The sequence below is a fragment of the Haloimpatiens myeolchijeotgali genome, from assembly GCF_042688525.2.
Classification (GTDB): Bacteria; Bacillota; Clostridia; order Clostridiales; family Clostridiaceae; genus Haloimpatiens.
In genome coordinates this window covers 3,424,222-3,443,021 of the sequence record NZ_JBHWAB010000001.1, presented here as the reverse complement: position 1 = coordinate 3,443,021, position 18,800 = coordinate 3,424,222, and the positions used below count along the sequence as shown (strand labels likewise).

Below are 18,800 nucleotides of genomic sequence, written 5' to 3'. Positions count from 1 at the left end.
GTAGTATTATAAGGGGGTGCATATGGGGAAATGGATATTACTAAAAATAGTATTTTTAAAACATATTCAGGACTTCCTAGGGAGATATATATATTATTTATTGCTAGAGTTATAAATTGTATTGGTAATTTTGTTTATCCTTTTTTGACATTTTTTCTTAAAGATAAATTAAATATGTCTGCTAAACAAATAGGAATGCTTATTACTATATCTGCAGTTATTGCTGGAATTGGTTCAATATTAGGTGGAAAATTAGCAGATCATTTTGGACGTAAGAGAATAATAATTATATGCCAAGGTATTACTGCAATTTGTTTTATATTATGCGGAGTATTTAAAAATTTACATTTAATAGTAATGTTTTTAATATTGAGTGGATTTTTCAATGGAGCGGCACAGCCAGCTAATAGTGCTATGATAGCAGATTTAACTAATAAAAAAAATAGAAAAGCAGCTTTCTCACTTTTATATTTAGGAATAAACATAGGATTTGCTGTAGGACCGCTTATAGCAGGATTTTTATATAATAAATATATGGTATGGTTGTTCATAGGTGATGCAATTACTACAATTATATCATTAGTTTTAGTTGGTGTATTTGTTAAGGAAAGTATTCCAAATGTTGATGAGCAAGATTTGGAAGTAGATGATGATGAAAAATCAGAAAAAGGTTCTACATTATCAGTATTTTTCAAGAGGCCTACGCTTCTGATTTTCACACTTATTTCAATTGTATACTCTTTTGTATATGCTCAAAATGGGTATATGACACCATTACAGTTTAAACAGGTATTTGGTAGTATAAATGGGCCTAAACTATATGGTCCGTTAATGACTGTAAATGCAGTTACTGTAGTTTTTTTTACTACAATAATCACTTCTGTTACTAAAAAATTTAAAGCAGTGTTCAATATTGCATTAGCAGGTATTTTTTATGCAGTAGGTTTTGGAATGTTAGGGTTTATAGAAACATATCCATTATTTTTGGTTGCTACATTTATATGGACAATAGGAGAAATACTATGTTCCACTAATGTTGGAGTATACATAGCAAATCATAGTCCAAGATCTCACAGAGGTAGATTTAATGCTGTAATACCAATAATATCTGGAGCAGGGTATGCAGTGGCCCCATATGTTATGGGAGGATATTTAGAAGGTCATACTTTTAGGGCGGCATGGACATTAATTTTAATTTTATCATTATTGTGTGGAATATTTATGTATGGACTTTATTTAAAAGAGATGAGATCAAAAAGATAAAGAAATTTAATTATATTTAAAATAAAAAGCATTATGAAATTCAACAATTTCATAATGCTTTTTATCATTTAGAAAACATAAATTTATTTTAAACATTTATATTTTTTTGATTTAATCTTTTATTTATGAATTTATCTAAGAAAGTTTTTATTGTAGCCATTATAGGGACACTTAAAAACATTCCTATCACGCCAAATGTTGCTCCACCTACTATTATAGCTAGTATTATCCAAAAAGGTGATAGACCAACCTGATCTCCTAATATTTTAGGTCCTAAATACCAACCATCAAATTGTTGTAATACTAATATAAATAAAAATACTGTGAGAGCTTTTATAGGATCGTAAAATAGTGTAATTATTACTGAAGGTATCATTCCTATAAAAGGTCCAAAATAAGGAATCATATTTGTAAGACCAACTATAAAACTAATAAGTATAGCATATGGTATTTTTAATATACTTAGTCCAACAAAGCATATTAAAGCAATTATTAAAGAATCTATAGCTTTACCAATTATATATTTTGAAAAGATTTTATTCATTTCATTGCCAACATCTAAAATACAATCTACAGTAGATTTTTTTAGTATTGCATAAAGAAATCTTTTGAAATTTGTTTTGAATTTTTCTTTGTCTTTCAATATATAAATGGATATTATAAATCCTAATAATGCTTTAACTACTGAGGAAGTTACATTTATAGCTTTTAATAATGCAACAGATAAACCACCACCTAAGGATTTAGGTATTTTAGTAGCTAAATCTGCGATTTTATCTTCTATGTTTATATTAAAGGAATTTAACAAACTTAAATCAAAATCTAAAGAGTTTAACCATTCTTGTGTTTTATCTATATATGATGGAATACTATCAATTAGATCGCTTATACTATGTCCTATTTTAGGTGAAATTATTGTTATTATTAAAATTATAGAACCTAAAACTACAGAATAAACTATAAGTAAACTTAAAGGTCTTTTTAATTTAAACCTTTTTTCAAGATGAACCATCATAGGATTTAATAAATATGCTATTGCAAACCCCCATAAAAATGAAGAAACAATAGATAGAAAAGATTTTAGTAGTACTCCAATTGATTCTATGTTATTTATAATTTTAAAAAGGAAAATTGTTAAAATTATTATTGGAACTAAGTGTATATATGGTATTTTATTGTTTTTGAACAATGAAAATTCACCCCTTAAGTACTGAAATTTGTTTTTATTAAAAATATTTGTTTTAATGCTATCATAAATTATAGACAAAATCAATTAATGGTATGTAAACAAAATCTTAAAGTTATTTACATACCATACATATTAATGTTTAAAAATTAATATTTTTTATTGAGGAATTGATATTTAAATTATTTTTTAATTTTTTACTCAAAGGTATAATATGAGGATGTCCAGTAATAGGATCTTTTACAATATGTACATCTATGTTATATGTATTTTTTATATTTTCTTTAGTAAGAACTTCAGTGGGTGAACCTATTGAAATGATTTTTCCATCTTTTAATAATATAATAAAATCACTATATTGGGATGCCAAGTTTAAATCGTGAAGTACAGCAATTACAGTTATATTTGTTTTTAAAAATTTTATTGTGTCTAATATATCTATTTGATGATAAATATCTAAATTAGAAGTAGGTTCATCTAAAAGTAATATATTAGTTTGCTGAGTTAAAGCTCGTGCTATAATTACTCTCTGTCGTTCTCCTCCACTTAATTCAGTAATACTCTTATCTTTTAAGTGTAATGTATTAGTGAGATCCATGGCTTTTTCTGCAATTTCAAAGTCTTTAGCGTTTTCAGATTGAAATCTTTTAATATAAGGATTTCTACCCATTAAAACAATGTCCATTACTGAAAAATCAAATCCTATATTAGTATTTTGAGGAACATAAGATAAACTTTTAGCTATATCTGTGTTTTTCATTTTTGTTAAATCAACATCATTAATAAAGATACTATTTGAAGGTGGTTCTAGTGACTTACAAATATTTTTAAGTAGTGTGGATTTACCAGAACCATTTGGACCTAGTATACTATAGAATTTATTTTTTCTAATCTTTAATGATACATCATTAAGTATTGGCTTTTCATCATATTTAAAGTTTAAATTATTAATTTTTAATGCATATAAATTTTCTGAAAAATGTCTCATTATTTCACCTTCTTTTTATTTTGAATAAGTAAGTATAAGAAATAAGGAGCACCAAACAAAGAAGTTATTATTCCCACAGGTATTTCAGTAGGTGCTAGTAATGTTCTTGCTAAAGTATCTGCAAGTATCATAAAAATTGCTCCACTTAAAGCTGAAAATGGTAATAGGGTTCTATGGTCAGGACCAACTAATAAACGCACTATATGAGGAATTATAAGTCCTACGAACCCAATTATGCCACTTACAGATACACAAGCTGCTACTATGAATGATGATATTAGTAAAATGATTTTTTTTACAAAATCTACATTTATACCTAAACTTTGAGCAGAATCATCACCAGTAAGCATTATGTTTAAGTCTTTAGAAAAAGATAAAAGAATTAAAGAACCTATAAGTACAAAAGGAAGTAATATACTTATTTGTTTCCAACTAGCTGATGATACACTTCCCATAGTCCACATAACTATATCTTCAAGTTGATTTCTATTAAAAAGCATTAAAACAGATATTATAGAAGATAATAAAAAATTTATTGTTACACCTGCTAAAAGTAAAGTATTAGTAGGTAATTTTTTACCTATTCTAGCTGCATTATATACAAATAAGGTTGTAATGATAGCACCTAAGAATGCAAAAATAGTTGTTCCACTTAAACCAAGTATTGAAGAGGTTATACCTAAAATAATTCCAGTAGTAGCACCTAATGCTGCTCCAGAGGATATTCCAAGGACATAAGGATCTGCCATAGGATTTTTAAACATGGCTTGAAAACAAGTTCCTACAATAGAAAGACCTATTCCTATAAGACCAGACATTATAATTCTTGGTAGACGTATATTTAATATGATTAGAATATGTGTTGATTTTACATTAGTTACTTTAATCATTTTATTAAATAAAGGAATCTTACTGAGAATTATTTTTATTGATTCCATAAAGGATATATCTGCTATACCAAAAGTAGCAGTTATGATTATTAATGTAAAAAGTAATAACAAAAAGCATAAGAATAAGAATTTATAGTGTTTTTTTCTTTTGGCAAAATCCATTTTAAATTCCTCATTTCAGTAGTGTATGTATTAATTAAAATATGTATTATAGTTTAAAAGTACATGATTTTTTACAAAATCATGTACTCCTAAGTATTTACTATATATTATTTAAATAATTCAGGATGTATAGTTTTCGCTAGTTCTTCAAGACCATCAGCAAGTCTAGGTCCTTGTCTATCTATTAAATTATTATCAACTTCAAATAATTTATTATTTTTTACAGCAGAAAGGTCTTTATAACCATTAGTTTGTTTTACACCTTTCTTAGCATTAAAATATTTTGAACAAATAACTATATCAGGATTTTTTTCAACTAACTTTTCAATACTGTATTTCCATCCTTTTGCATCAGATGCAATATTTTTGCCACCAGCCATTTTTATTAGTTGGTTTATAAAAGTTTCTCCAGTAGCAGTATAATCTCCAACTTTACCATATGAAATTACATAGTATACAGAAGGAGTATCTTTTCCTTTTACCTTTTGTTCAATAGTTGATATTTTCTTTTTCATATTACTTACTATTTTGTCAGCTTTGTTTTGAGCATTTACAACTAATCCTACTTTTTTAATTGTTTCATAAGCACCTACAAAGTTATCTTCTCCGTAAAGAACTAATACTTTTATATTTAAGGATTCAAGTTTTTTCAATACTTTTTTATCAAAGTGAGTTGATGCAATAACTACATCAGGTTTTAATTCTGTTATTTTTTCAATGTTTGGATTTGAAAGACCTCCAATTGATTGAATGTTTTTAGCTTCTTTAGGATAATCACAAAAATCAGTTCTTCCAACTAATTTATCTTGTTTTTCTAATGCAAATATTGTTTCAGTTATATTTGGAGCAATAGATACAATTTTTTTCGGTTCTTTATCTAGAGTTATTTCCCTATCATAAGAATCTTTTATAGTCAAAGGATAAGTTGTTTTTTTGTTAACTTTTGTTTCAGATTTAGATTTATCATTAGTACCTGAGTTTTTAGAAGTATTAGTACCACAGGCAGATAATGAAAAAACCATAAGTAAAGTTAATAGTATAGAAAAAAGTTTTTTCGTTTTAAACATATATGTTTTCCTCCTATGTATTTTATAATTTAACAAATAAAAAAACACTATCTTATGTAGATAGTGGAAGATACTAATAAATAAAAAGATTTAGTATCAGCCGTATCCACGTAAAGCTAATATTAAAAACTTATAGGTAGGTCTCCTGACTTAGAATCATAATATATTAGCGCCTTCCCTAATTAAAATTAAGTGGCATTTTGCTAACATATTCCTCATTACAGTGGCGGGTCCGTATGAGATTTTCACTCATTTCCCTATTAAACATAATTAAATAGTACCTATAAATTACAATTGTTAAATTTACACACAAATTATAACACTTTGCAATATATTAATCAAACGTTTTCTGTACCAGTAAAAACATCTTTTTTTAGTATGGTTTTTATTCTATAATAATAATTAAGATTGTATTTGGAAAAACATATTAATATGAAAGGTTTGAATTATATTATAATAATTTTATTTTTAAGATCGATATGTATACATAAACGTAAAGAGGTGAAATAGTAGTGCAAGAAAAACCTTCAAAAAATAGCAGTAAACGAAAGGAAAAGAAGAAAATTAAAAGGAATAGTTTATATGAAGCTGCTTATGAGCTATTTATAACAAAAGGAATTAATAATACTGCTATAGATGATATTGTAAAAAGGGCAGGAGTAGCTAAGGGGACTTTTTATTTATATTTTAAAGATAAATATGATATTATAGATAAAATAATATTAAAGAAAAGTAGAGGAGTACTAAAGGAGGCTATTAGTGCTACAGAAAATAGAAAAAATCACTTTAATGATTTTATAGAAGCTATGATATTCTTTATAGATTATTTAATTGAATATTTAAAGAAGAATAAAATGCTTTTAAAGTTAATTCATAAAAATTTATCTTGGGGTATATATAGAAAAGCTTTATTAGATGCAGATCAAAATGAAGAGATGAAGAAAATAGTAACTGCTTTTGTAGAAAATATTAATAGAAATGAAAATTATGATACAGAGGATATAGAGAAAACTTTGTTTATAATTTTGGAATTAACAAGTTCTATATGCTATAGTGCTATAATTTTAAAAGAGCCAGATACTATAGATAATATGAAGCCTATTTTATTTAAAACTATAAGAAAAATCATCAATAAATAAAAGCTCAATCTTTGTATTTGAGCTTTTTTTTATTAATATAATACTAATATAGAGACTAAATAAAACTGGAGGGGTATTATGAAAATAGGGTTGGCACAAATAAATATAAAATGGGAAGATAAAGAATTCAATAAACAAAAATGTTTGAAATTTATAAAAGAAGCAAAGAAAGAGAGTGTGGATTTTGTATTATTTCCAGAAATGACTTTAACAGGTTTTTCTATGAATGTTGATAAAATAAAGCAAGATAACAGTGAAATAGTAGATTGGTTTAAAGAAATAGCTATTAAGATGAATGTGTACATTGGATTTGGGTATGTAGAAGTTGTAGATAAGAAAGGAGAAAATAAATTTTCAATTGTTTCTCCTTATGGAGAACAAATATGTAAATATACAAAAATACATCCGTTTTCATATGGTAAAGAATCATTTTATTATAGAGGTGGAGAAAAGATAGTGATTACAGATATTAAAGAATTTAAGGTATGTCCTTTTATCTGTTATGATTTGAGATTTCCTGAGATTTTTCAAATTGCATCAAAAACAGCAGGTCTAATAACTGTTTCTGCAAATTGGCCACAAAAAAGAAGTGAACATTGGAAAACTCTTTTAAGAGCAAGAGCTATTGAAAATCAATGCTATGTAGCAGGAATCAATACTGTAGGCATAGTAGGAGATAACTTGTATTCTGGTGATTCTATGATAGTAGATCCCAATGGTAATGTATTAGTACATGAATGGGAAAAAGAAAAATTGATAACATATAAAATTGAAATAGGTGAAGTTAAAAAGACTAGAAGAAATTTTACGTTAAAGAATGACAGAAAAGAAAACTTATATATTGATTTATATGAAATTAACAGCAAAATTAATCACAAAGGAAATTTGTGATTAGTATTATGAACTAAGAGAATAATTAACTAAATTAATTATTTATTTTGCTGTTAAGGATGTGAATATGGTGGTAAATGACATTGAAATATATGATGTAGAGCCAGCAGATATGGAAACAGTACATGATAAAAAACCTAAGATACAAGCTTGTTTTAAAACTTATAGTTTAAGAGTAGATTTGTTTTCAGCAAGAATGTTTTTAGATGGAAAACCTGTACATTGCAAAATAAAAAAAGATAGTATAAAACATGTACCCAAGAAAAAATTAAAAAAAGGTAAACACTCTGTTAAAGTTTTTGTTTATGATGAACAAAAAAATAAGAAAGAGTTAAGTTGGAATTTTATTATAGAAGGTAAAAAGAAAGTAGAAATAGATAAATATAATTATTATTTTGGTATACCTCATGCACATACATCATATTCAAGTGGTAAAGGTACTCCTAAACAAGCAATTGAATATGCAAAAAATAATGGATTAGATTTTATAATGATAACTGATCACTGTAAAGCATTGGGAGTGGGAAAAAGCACATCGAAATGGCAAACAACAAGCAATGTAATAAAAAAAATGAATAAAAGGCATAAAAAATTTTTAGCAATATTAGGATTTGAGTTGAGTGTAAATCATGTTGGACATTTGAATGTGATAAATAGTAAAAAGTTAATAGATAGGAATTTGTCAAATATAGATAAATTACACCGCTATGTTAAAAATGATGATGATGTAGTAATTTCAATAAATCATCCTGGAAAAAATATAAAAAATCTTAATTGTCATGGAGAATTAGATGAATTTATAAATTTAATTGAAGTTGGAAATGGTATATTACCACATAAATACAAAAGATATGAAGAAAAATATTATAAACTGCTTGATGAAGGCTGGCATTTAGGAGCAATTAATGGACAAGACAATCATAAACAAAATTGGGGGGATAGTGATAATTTAACGGTAGTAATAGCACAAAAATTGAGCAATAAAAATATTATAGATGGTTTAAAAAAGAGAAGAACATATTCAACTGAGAGTAGAACTTTAAAGTTGATGGTAAAGGCAAATGAATATTGGATGGGAAGTGTAATTTCACATCAAAGGACAAATACTCTTAAATTTAAAATTAAGGTGGTAGATAGAAAAGTTCCAATAAAAAGAATTGAAATTATATCTAATGGGTCAAAGGTAATTAAACAGAAAGAAATCAATAATAGAAGAGAAGTTATGTGGAATACAAGTATTGAAAGATTAAAGGAAAATACATGGTATGTGGTAAAAATAATTCAAGACAATAACAAAATAGCAATATCATCACCTATATTTTGTGAATAATTCAACTTTCACACATCAAGATTTTAATCTTATACTATTTTATTTACTGGCAATAAGCTTAAATTTTTGCTGTATGCACTATATTAATAGAATATAAATATAATGTATACTAGAGTAATTATTTTGGAGTGGATAGATTGAGAATATTAAAACCAGGGTCTAAAGGTTCAGATGTAATGGAAATACAGGCACTTCTTAAGAAAATGGGGTATAATCCAGGAACTATAGATGGTATATATGGTCCGAAAACTACAATGGCGGTTAAACAATTTCAAAGTAGATTTGGATTATTTCCAACTGGAATTATTGAACAAAATACTTATAAAATTTTAGAAAAATATTTACTAGGTTATGATATTTACGTAATTCAAAAGGGTGATAATTTATATGATATTGCTAACAAGTATGGTACATCTTTGCAAAGTATTTTAACTGCTAATCCAGATGTTGATCCATATAATCTTCAGTTAGGACAAGAAATAGCAGTGCCATATTCTTATGATATTGTAGATACAAATATAGATTATACTTATGAAATTATGGAGCGAGATATTAAAGGATTGAAAGTTAAATATCCATTTATAGATATAGGGGTAGCAGGTAATAGTGTTTTAGGAAAAAAATTATATTATTTAAAACTAGGACGAGGACCTAATAAAGTTTTTTATAATGCATCACATCATTCTTTAGAATGGATTACTTCTGTTGTTCTTATGAAATTTATTGAAAATTATGCTAAGGCTTATGTTCAAAATAGAAAATTAAGAGGATATAACATAAGAGAAGTTTTTAATAATAGTTCAATTTATATTGTACCTATGGTAAATCCAGACGGTATTGAATTAGTATTAGATGGATTAAAAAGAAACAATCCGTACTATAAAGATTTAATTAAATGGAATAATGGGAGTACAGATTTTTCTAAAAATTGGCAAGCCAATACAAGAGGTGTGGATTTAAATCATAATTACAATGCATCTTGGCAAGAATCTAAAGATGCTGAAAAAGAATATGGAGTATATGGTCCAGGACCAACAAGGTATTCAGGAACTTTCCCAGAATCAGAACCTGAGACAAAAGCTGTAGTAAATTTTACTAAAAATAATGATTTTAGATTAGTGTTAGCATATCATAGTCAAGGAAGAGTAATTTATTGGAATTACAAAAATATGGCTCCACCTGAAGCAAAAGTTATAGGTGAAAAATTTGCAGATGTTAGTGGATATACTCTTTCACAAACTTATGGTATAGCTTCTTATGCTGGATATAAAGATTGGTTTATAAAAGATTATAGACGACCAGGATATACTATAGAAGTGGGATTAGGAAAAAATCCTCTTCCAATTTCACAATTTGATACTATATATAATAATAATGAAGAACTTTTAATTTTAGCATCACAAGTGTAAAAGGGGAAAATGAAGTAAAAAGTATAAAGTAAAAAGTATAAAGAATAAATAAGGAAGATTTTCAAAAAATAGTTTTTTGAAAATCGGTTAATTGTAAATTAAACTTTATTTAAAGTTATTTTAATAAAAGTTTTTTACAAGAAAAATATCCTTATTTATACTTTATACTTTGTTTCTATAAAGTTTTTCTGTAAGAAAAACGTTTTTTAAACTGCCAACTGTCCTCTGTCAACTCTCAACTGTTTTTCAGTATTATTCCATTAATTTTTCCCAAGTTTCATATAGTTCTTCGATTGTTTGTTGAACACTTACAATGAGCTTATTTATATGTTCACTTTTTTCAGGATTTGAATAAATTTCTTCTTTGCAAAGTTCCTTTTGAAGATCCTCTAGTTCAATTTCTTTATCTGATATGTCTTGTTCTATTTTTTTTATTTGTAATTTTTTTTGTTTTTGAAGTTTTTCTTCCTCATGTTTTTTCTTTTTTTCAAGTTTAATTTGAGTTTTAGTTTTTCCCTCATATGCCTTTTCTTGTTCAAATCTTAGTGGATTTTTCTTTTTTTCAATATAATATGAATAATTTCCTAAATATTCTTTTAATCCATTTTTATTTAATTCCAATATTTTATCTACTACTTTGTTTAAAAAATATCTATCATGGGATATTACAAGTACTGTTCCATCATAACTTAAAATAGCATCTTCTAAAGCTTCACGAGACATTATATCTAAATGATTTGTTGGTTCGTCTAGAAGTAAGAAGTTTGATTTTGACAGCATAAGTTTTAATAAGTTAATTTTACATTTTTCTCCACCACTTAATGAGGAAACTCTTTTAAAAACTTCGTCACCTCTAAATAAAAAGGCAGCTAAAAAAGTTCTTATTTGAGTCTCTGTTAGTTTTGGAAAATCATCCCAAACCTCATCCATAACAGTTTTTTCTGGATTTAAATCTGATTGTTCTTGATCATAGTAGCCTACAAATACATTTCTACCTAGAACTTTTGTACCACAATCTTTTTCTAAATTGTCCATTATTATCTTAAACAAAGAAGTTTTACCTCTACCATTTTCTCCAATCAAAGCTACGGTTTCTTCACGTTTTATATCCATATTTAAATTTTTAAATAAAACTTTTTCTCCAAAACTTTTAGATAAATTTTCTATATGAAGAACATCATTACCGCTTTTTATACTTGTTTCTAATTTAATTTTAGTTTGAGAAGGGTCTTTATCTGGAGATTCTATTCGTTCGATTTTATCTAAACTTTTTTGTCTACTTTCTGCAGCTTTAATACTTTTTTCTCTATTAAATGATTTGAATTTTTTAATTATGTCTTCTTGTCTTTTTATTTCTTTTTGTTGTAAGTTATAAGCTTTTAATTCAGTTTCATAATTTTTATTTTTTAGATTAATAAATTCGGAGTAATTTCCATTATATTCATTAATATGACCGTTTATAAGTTCTAAAGTTTTGTTAGTAACTGAATCTAAGAAATATCTGTCATGTGATATTATTAGTACCGAACCTTTATAGTCTTTTAAATATTCTTCTAGCCATTCAATAGCATCTAAATCAAGGTGATTAGTAGGTTCATCTAATAGTAGTATATATGGTTTTGTAAGAAGTAGTTTACAAAGAGCAACTCTTGTTTTTTCTCCTCCACTTAATACATTTATAGGTTTATCATATTCAGATTCAGAAAAAGCAAGACCTTGAAGAACTCTATTAATTTCACCTTTATAAGTATACCCACCTTTGTTATTATAGATTTCAGAAAGTGTTGTATACTTTTTAATTAATTTATTATGATATTCTTCTTTTGAAGGATCATAAGGTTCAGACATTTTAATTTCTAATTCTTTTAATTTTGACTCCATATCAATTAATTCTTGAAAAACTGATAAAAGTTCCTCATAAATAGTTAAATCAGATTCTAAGGATAAATGTTGTGATAAATAACCAATTTTTTTACTTTTATCTATATAAAGTTCACCACTATCATGCTCTAGTTGATTTGTAATAATTTTAAATAAGGTTGATTTTCCAGCACCGTTTGCTCCAATTAAACCAATTTTTTCTCCATTATTTACGTTAAAACTAACTTTATCTAAAATTACATCTATTCCATAGCTTTTATGAATGTTTTTACAACTTAAAATAATCATTGTATCACCTACTCTTTGTTTTTATTTTCCAAAAGTTAAGTTGTCAATTATTATATCCTTCAACAATTATATCAAAAATAATACTTAATAGAAAATAGGAAATAGAAAATCTTCCTAATGTGTACTTTGAACCTTATTTTTTACTTGTTTTACTATAGGTAATAAGTAGTAGTTAATAATATAAAAATCTAGCTATGTTTTAAGTTTTTAGAGTAAAAATTTTTATTAAGGATTATTTTATTGTGTCAAAGTTTGCTTGTTAATTGGTAATATATATGGGATGAAAGAATTAATAATATCATTGACCAAATTAATTAATGTGTATATAATTAAAATAAATTGCCTTATTTAGAGTTGTGAGGGTGGGTAAGTTCGAAAAATTGATATAATTAAAAAAAATTCAATAATTTAGACTTGAAATTAGCTATTGACAGAGAATATACTAAAATAATAGTATTATATTGTTGTAGAATATTTTATTATGTTAATACAAATACTTTTATTAGAATTAGCATAGAAATTATTATATATGAATTTTAACTATTAAGGAGGTGCAAAAGATGGAGAAGAAAAAGAATATTTCAATGGCTGTAATAAAAAGATTGCCTAAATACCACAGATATTTGCGTGAGCTTATACAAAATGATGTGGATAGGATATCTTCCAAAGAGTTGAGCGAAAAGATAGGATTTACAGCTTCTCAAATAAGACAAGATCTTAACAATTTTGGAGATTTCGGTCAACAGGGATATGGATATAATGTTAAAGAATTATTTAACGAAATAAGTAATATATTAGGTTTAACTAGAGAATATAGAACAGTGATAATTGGAGCAGGAAACATAGGTCAAGCTATTGCAAATTATAGTTATTTCAGCAAAATAGGTTTTAAATTTGAAGGTATATTTGATATAAATCCTAAAATTATAGGATTAAAAATAAATGATATAGAGGTTATGGATATTGATTTATTAGGAGAATTCTTAACTAGTAATCAAGTAGATGTTGGGATAATTTGTGTTCCTAGAAAAAGTGCTCAAAAAGTTTGTGATACACTAATACAGAATGGTATAAAGGGAATATGGAATTTTGCTCCTGTTGATTTACAAATTCCTAGAGAAGCAAATATAATAATAGAAAATGTACATTTGAGTGAAAGTTTATTAACACTAAGCTGTTTAATGACAGGAATAGTTTAATGTTATAGAGTATGCAAAAATGTAAAAACGTTGTCATAAATATATGATAATAATAAAACTTGTTAAAAATGTATCATTTTTATTGAAATAAAATAATTTTGTGTATATAATAATAGTTGAAGCGTGTGCTTCAACTATTTTTATGTTTATATTTGTTAAGAATATAACAATAAGAGACAAATTTTTTAAAAAAATTTCAATAATTAGAATAATTATGTTCTTGGGGAGGATTATTATGGAATTGAAAAACGTAATTCTTGAAAAACAAGACAAGGTTGCTATTATTACAATTAATAGACCTAATGCATTAAATGCATTGAATTCAGAAACGTTAAAAGAAATAAATGTTGTTATTGATGATTTAGCTAATGATGACAACATATATGCAGCAGTTTTAACTGGTGCTGGAAAAGCTTTCGTAGCTGGAGCAGACATAAAAGAAATGAAAGACATGACAACTATGGAAGGTAGAAAATTTGGTATACTTGGAAACAATGTGTTTAGAAAGTTAGAAAATCTAGATAAGCCAGTTATTGCGGCTGTCAATGGATTTGCACTTGGTGGTGGATGCGAACTTTCAATGGCATGTGATATAAGAATAGCATCTGCAAAAGCTAAATTTGGTCAACCAGAGTCTGGTCTTGGAATAACTCCAGGATTTGGTGGAACTCAAAGACTTGCAAGACATGTTGGTCTTGGAATGGCTAAAGAGTTAATTTATACAGGAAAAATAATTAAAGCAGATGAAGCATTAAGAGTTGGACTTGTTAATGCTGTGTATGAACCAGAACAATTATTAGAAGAAGCTAAAAAGTTAGCTAATACTATAGCTGGTAATGCACCAATAGCTGTTAAACTTTGTAAAGAAGCTATAAATAGAGGAATGCAAGTAGATATCGATACAGCTTTAAGATATGAATCTGAAGTATTTGGTGAATGCTTCTCAACCGAAGATCAAAAAGAAGGTATGACTGCTTTTGTTGAGAAAAGAGATAAAACTTTCAAAAATAGATAGGAGGTAAATTTCAATGAATTTTGCATTGACAAAAGAACAAGAATTAGTAAGACAAATGGTAAGAGAATTTGCTGAAAATGAAGTAAAACCATTAGCAGCGGAAATAGATGAAACTGAAAGATTCCCAATAGAAACAGTTGAAAAAATGGCTAGATATAACATGATGGGAATTCCATTTTCTAAAGAAATTGGCGGAGCTGGTGGAGATACTTTATCTTACATTTTAGCAGTTGAAGAATTATCTAAAGTTTGTGGTACAACAGGAGTTATTTTATCAGCTCATACTTCACTTTGTGCTTCACTTATAAATCAATTTGGTACAGAAGAACAAAAACAAAAATACTTAACTCCACTTGCAAAAGGTGAAAAAATAGGAGCATTTGGATTAACTGAACCAAATGCAGGTACAGATGCTGCAGGACAGCAAACAGTAGCTGTAGATATGGGAGATCACTATGTTATTAATGGATCAAAAATATTCATAACAAATGGTGGAGCTGCAGATGTATTTTGTATATTTGCAATGACAGATAAGAGTAAAGGAACAAGAGGAATTTCTTGTTTTATAATTGAAAAAGAATTTAAAGGTTTTTCAATTGGTAAAGTAGAGAATAAACTGGGAATAAGAGCATCTTCTACAACTGAACTTATATTTGAAGATTGCATAGTTCCAAAAGAAAATTTAGTAGGAAAAGAAGGAAAAGGCTTCAAAATAGCAATGAAAACACTAGATGGTGGTAGAATTGGTATAGCAGCACAAGCTCTAGGAATAGCAGAAGGAGCTTTAGATGAAGCAATAAACTACATGAAAGAAAGAAAACAATTTGGAAGATCAATTGCTAAATTCCAAGGATTACAATGGATGGTAGCAGATATGGATACTGAGATAGAAGCGGCTAGATATTTAGTTTACAAAGCTGCATGGAATAAAGATCAAGGACTTCCATATACAGTAGAAGCTGCAAGAGCAAAATTATATGCAGCTGAAGTTGCTATGGATGTAACAACAAAAGCAGTTCAATTATTTGGCGGATACGGATATACTAAAGAATATCCAGTTGAAAGAATGATGAGAGATGCTAAGATAACTGAAATATATGAGGGAACTTCTCAAGTTCAAAAAATGGTTATCGCAGGAAGCAGATTAAGATAGGAGGGTTCTTACAATGAATATAGTTGTTTGTTTAAAACAAGTTCCAGATACTACAGAAGTTAGAATAGATCCAGTAAAAGGAACACTTATAAGAGAAGGAGTTCCTTCAATAATAAATCCAGATGATAAAAATGCTTTAGAAGAAGCATTAGTATTAAAAGAGCAATTAGATGCTAAAATTACTGTAATAAGCATGGGACCACCTCAAGCTCAAAAAGCATTAAGAGAAGCTTTAGCTATGGGTGCAGATGAAGCTATCTTATTATCAGATAGAGCATTTGGTGGAGCAGATACATTAGCAACATCTCGTGCATTAGCAGCAGCAATTAAAAATTTAGATTACGATATAGTATTTGCTGGAAGACAAGCGATTGATGGAGATACAGCACAAGTTGGACCAGAAATAGCTGAACACTTAAATCTTCCTCAAGTAACATATGTAGAAAAAGTAGAAAGAGACGGAGAAGAGTTAAAAGTAAGAAGAGCATTAGAAGATGGATATGAGACTATAAAAGTAAAAATGCCAGTACTTTTAACTGCAATAAAAGAATTAAATGAGCCAAGATATATGAGCATAAAAAATATCTTTGGTGTATTTGATAAAGAAGTTAAAGTATGGAGCTCAGATGATATAGATATAGATAAGTCCCTTCTAGGATTAAAAGGATCTCCAACTAAAGTTAAGAGATCAATGACAAAAGAAACAAAAGGAGCAGGCGAAGTAATAGATAAGCCAGCAAAAGAAGCAGTAGCTTATGCCATCGGAAAGTTAAAAGAAAAACACTATATTTAATTGAAATCGGAGGGATATAGAGATGAATAAAGCAGATTACAGAGGCGTATGGGTATTTGCAGAACAAAGAGAAGGTAAAATCCAAAAGGTTGCATTAGAATTATTAGGAAAAGGTAGAAATATAGCAGATAAGTTAGGCGTAAAATTAACTGCTGTATTACTTGGAGATAATACTGATGCAATGGCAAAAGAATTAGCATCACATGGAGCTGACAAAGTTCTAGTAGCAGAAAATGCACTTTTAAAAGATTACACAACAGATGGTTACACAAAGGTTATTTGTGATTTAATAAATGAAAGAAAGCCAGAAATATTATTTATAGGAGCTAGTTACATAGGAAGAGATTTAGGACCAAGAATAGCTGCTAGATTAGCAACAGGTCTTACAGCTGATTGTACTGCACTTGATATTGATGAAGAAACAAAAGATCTTCTTATGACAAGACCAGCATTTGGTGGAAACTTAATGGCTACAATAGTTTGTGGAGATCATAGACCACAAATGGCAACAGTAAGACCAGGTGTATTTGAAAGATTAGAAAAAGATGAAAATGCAAAATGTGAAATAGAAAAAGTTTCTATGAATTTAAAAGATAGTGATATAAGAACAAAAGTACAAGAAATAGTAAAACTTGCTAAAGAAACTGTAGATATTGGAGAAGCTCAAATACTAGTAGCTGGTGGTAGAGGAGTTGGAAATGCAGAAAACTTCAAACAACTAAAAGACTTAGCAGAAGCTTTTGGAGGAGAAGTAGCAGGTTCAAGAGCTGCAGTAGAAGCAGGATGGATAGATAAAGACGTTCAAGTAGGTCAAACAGGAAAAACTGTAAGACCAAAAGTATATATTGCTTGTGGTATTTCAGGAGCAATCCAACATTTAGCTGGAATGCAAGATAGTGATTACATAGTAGCTATCAATAAAGATGCCGATGCAGCAATAATGAAAGTTGCAGATTTAGGTATAGTAGGAGATTTAAATAAAGTTATACCTGAAATGATTTCTCAACTTAAAGCAGTTGCTAAATAATAAAGTTAGTAAGTAATTAAGATGAAGGTATGTTTGCTCTAGTATTATGGAAATATAGTATTAGAGCAAACTAAAATTATATTGTTTAAAAATAATAATATATTTGGTGACTAAAGGAGGAAATAGATATGAAAATATGTGTTCTTGGTGCTGGAACTATGGGTTCAGGAATAGTTCAAGCTTTTGCGGCAAAAGGTCATGAAGTAATTGTAAGAGATATAAAAGATGAATTTGTAGATAGAGGACTTTCAATAATAAATAAAAATCTTTCTAAATTAGTATCAAAAGGAAAAATGGAAGAAGCTGCTAAAGAAGAGATTCTTTCAAGAATTTCTGGAACAACTGATTTAAATTTAGTAGAAGATTGTGATTTAGTTGTTGAAGCTGCTATTGAAAATATGGAAATTAAAAAACAAATATTTGGTGATCTTGATAAAATATGCAAGCCAGAAACAATACTTGCATCAAATACATCATCACTTTCAATAACTGAAATAGCTTCAGCTACAAACAGACCAGAAAAAGTAATAGGAATGCACTTCTTTAACCCAGCTCCTATTATGAAACTTATAGAAATAATAAGAGGAATGGCTACTTCTCAAGAAACTTTTAATACAATTAAAGAATTAGCAGAAGGTATGGGAAAAGAACCAGTAGAAGTTGCAGAAGCTCCAGGATTTGTTGTTAATAGAATTCTTATACCAATGATAAATGAAGCAATTGGAATATATGCAGAAGGTATTGCTTCAGTTGAAGATATAGATAGAGCTATGAAATATGGTGCAAATCATCCAATGGGACCTCTAGCTTTAGGAGATCTTATAGGACTTGATGTATGTCTTGCTATTATGGATGTATTATACAAAGAAACAGGAGATACAAAATATAGAGCTCATTCATTACTTAGAAAATATGTTAGAGCTGGATGGCTTGGAAGAAAAACTAAAAAAGGTTTTTATGATTATACAAGATAATATAATAAAAAAAGTCATGCGTAAGCATGGCTTTTTTATTTTGAGAATAAAATAACTAGAGTTTTACTCATATTCAATAAGAATTGTTAATTTTATTTACATATATCATGTAAAAAAGACTTAAAAATAGTAAATATGAATACAA

The 18,800-nt window shown here is 27.6% G+C and carries 16 protein-coding genes and 1 riboswitch; of the genes, 11 read left to right on the top strand and 5 right to left on the bottom strand.

Annotation, left to right across the window (positions count from 1 at the left end; all coding sequences use genetic code 11):
- The first annotated feature begins 30 nt into the window (after nt 1–30).
- Entirely contained in the window at nt 31–1,263 is a 1,233-nt protein-coding gene (locus tag ACFIJ5_RS15390) for an MDR family MFS transporter (protein ID WP_379808577.1), read from the top strand.
- Between the two features lie 88 nt (nt 1,264–1,351).
- On the opposite strand, the gene ACFIJ5_RS15385 is transcribed toward ACFIJ5_RS15390, so the two are convergent.
- The 4 genes from ACFIJ5_RS15385 to ACFIJ5_RS15370 form a co-directional block, all read right to left on the bottom strand.
- Nucleotides 1,352–2,452, bottom strand: a complete 1,101-nt coding sequence (locus tag ACFIJ5_RS15385; protein WP_379808575.1) for an AI-2E family transporter — start codon at nt 2,450–2,452, stop codon at nt 1,352–1,354.
- A 139-nt stretch (nt 2,453–2,591) separates the two neighbouring features.
- Nucleotides 2,592–3,437 carry a heme ABC transporter ATP-binding protein gene (locus tag ACFIJ5_RS15380; RefSeq protein ID WP_379808573.1) on the bottom strand — a complete coding sequence of 282 codons (846 nt, stop codon included), beginning with the start codon at nt 3,435–3,437 and terminating at the stop codon, nt 2,592–2,594.
- Nucleotides 3,437–4,489, bottom strand: a complete 1,053-nt coding sequence (locus ACFIJ5_RS15375; RefSeq protein WP_379808571.1) for a FecCD family ABC transporter permease — start codon at nt 4,487–4,489, stop codon at nt 3,437–3,439. The genes ACFIJ5_RS15380 and ACFIJ5_RS15375 overlap by 1 nt, the downstream gene beginning before the upstream one ends.
- A 107-nt stretch (nt 4,490–4,596) precedes the next feature.
- Complete coding sequence (locus ACFIJ5_RS15370) at nt 4,597–5,556, bottom strand: ABC transporter substrate-binding protein (protein ID WP_379808569.1); 960 nt, start codon at nt 5,554–5,556, stop codon at nt 4,597–4,599.
- Nucleotides 5,557–5,674: 118 nt separating this feature from the next.
- Nucleotides 5,675–5,856: riboswitch (cobalamin riboswitch) on the bottom strand.
- Nucleotides 5,857–6,062: 206 nt separating this feature from the next.
- Between ACFIJ5_RS15370 and ACFIJ5_RS15365 the strand changes: the two genes are divergently transcribed.
- The 4 genes from ACFIJ5_RS15365 (at nt 6,063) to ACFIJ5_RS15350 (ending at nt 10,325) form a co-directional block, all read left to right on the top strand.
- On the top strand, nt 6,063–6,695 hold the full coding sequence (locus ACFIJ5_RS15365; RefSeq protein WP_379809627.1) for a TetR/AcrR family transcriptional regulator: 633 nt from the start codon (nt 6,063–6,065) through the stop codon (nt 6,693–6,695).
- 78 nt (nt 6,696–6,773) lie between these two features.
- A complete protein-coding gene (locus ACFIJ5_RS15360; protein ID WP_379808567.1) occupies nt 6,774–7,586 on the top strand; it encodes a carbon-nitrogen family hydrolase in 813 nt (270 codons plus the stop codon).
- A 70-nt stretch (nt 7,587–7,656) separates the two neighbouring features.
- Entirely contained in the window at nt 7,657–8,916 is a 1,260-nt protein-coding gene (locus tag ACFIJ5_RS15355; protein WP_379808565.1) for a CehA/McbA family metallohydrolase, read from the top strand.
- A gap of 137 nt (nt 8,917–9,053) precedes the next feature.
- Nucleotides 9,054–10,325: a M14 family metallopeptidase gene (locus ACFIJ5_RS15350; protein ID WP_379808563.1), complete on the top strand. Its 1,272-nt coding sequence runs from the start codon at nt 9,054–9,056 to the stop codon at nt 10,323–10,325.
- Between the two features lie 252 nt (nt 10,326–10,577).
- Here ACFIJ5_RS15350 and abc-f read toward each other — a convergent pair whose 3' ends face one another.
- Nucleotides 10,578–12,494, bottom strand: coding sequence for a ribosomal protection-like ABC-F family protein (gene abc-f / locus ACFIJ5_RS15345; protein ID WP_379808561.1), 1,917 nt, complete (start codon nt 12,492–12,494; stop codon nt 10,578–10,580).
- 560 nt (nt 12,495–13,054) lie between these two features.
- Here abc-f and ACFIJ5_RS15340 point away from each other — a divergent pair.
- From ACFIJ5_RS15340 to ACFIJ5_RS15315, 6 genes are all read left to right on the top strand, one after another.
- Nucleotides 13,055–13,693 carry a redox-sensing transcriptional repressor Rex gene (locus tag ACFIJ5_RS15340; protein WP_379808559.1) on the top strand — a complete coding sequence of 213 codons (639 nt, stop codon included), beginning with the start codon at nt 13,055–13,057 and terminating at the stop codon, nt 13,691–13,693.
- 235 nt (nt 13,694–13,928) lie between these two features.
- Complete coding sequence (locus ACFIJ5_RS15335; protein ID WP_379808557.1) at nt 13,929–14,708, top strand: short-chain-enoyl-CoA hydratase; 780 nt, start codon at nt 13,929–13,931, stop codon at nt 14,706–14,708.
- Between the two features lie 13 nt (nt 14,709–14,721).
- Entirely contained in the window at nt 14,722–15,861 is a 1,140-nt protein-coding gene (locus ACFIJ5_RS15330) for an acyl-CoA dehydrogenase (RefSeq protein ID WP_379808555.1), read from the top strand.
- 13 nt (nt 15,862–15,874) lie between these two features.
- On the top strand, nt 15,875–16,654 hold the full coding sequence (locus tag ACFIJ5_RS15325) for an electron transfer flavoprotein subunit beta (protein ID WP_379808553.1): 780 nt from the start codon (nt 15,875–15,877) through the stop codon (nt 16,652–16,654).
- Nucleotides 16,655–16,676: 22 nt separating this feature from the next.
- Nucleotides 16,677–17,681, top strand: coding sequence for an electron transfer flavoprotein subunit alpha/FixB family protein (locus tag ACFIJ5_RS15320; protein WP_379808551.1), 1,005 nt, complete (start codon nt 16,677–16,679; stop codon nt 17,679–17,681).
- A gap of 128 nt (nt 17,682–17,809) precedes the next feature.
- Nucleotides 17,810–18,655 (top strand): 3-hydroxybutyryl-CoA dehydrogenase, encoded by an 846-nt coding sequence (locus tag ACFIJ5_RS15315; RefSeq protein ID WP_379808549.1) that lies wholly within the window; start codon nt 17,810–17,812, stop codon nt 18,653–18,655.
- The last annotated feature ends 145 nt before the right edge of the window (nt 18,656–18,800 follow it).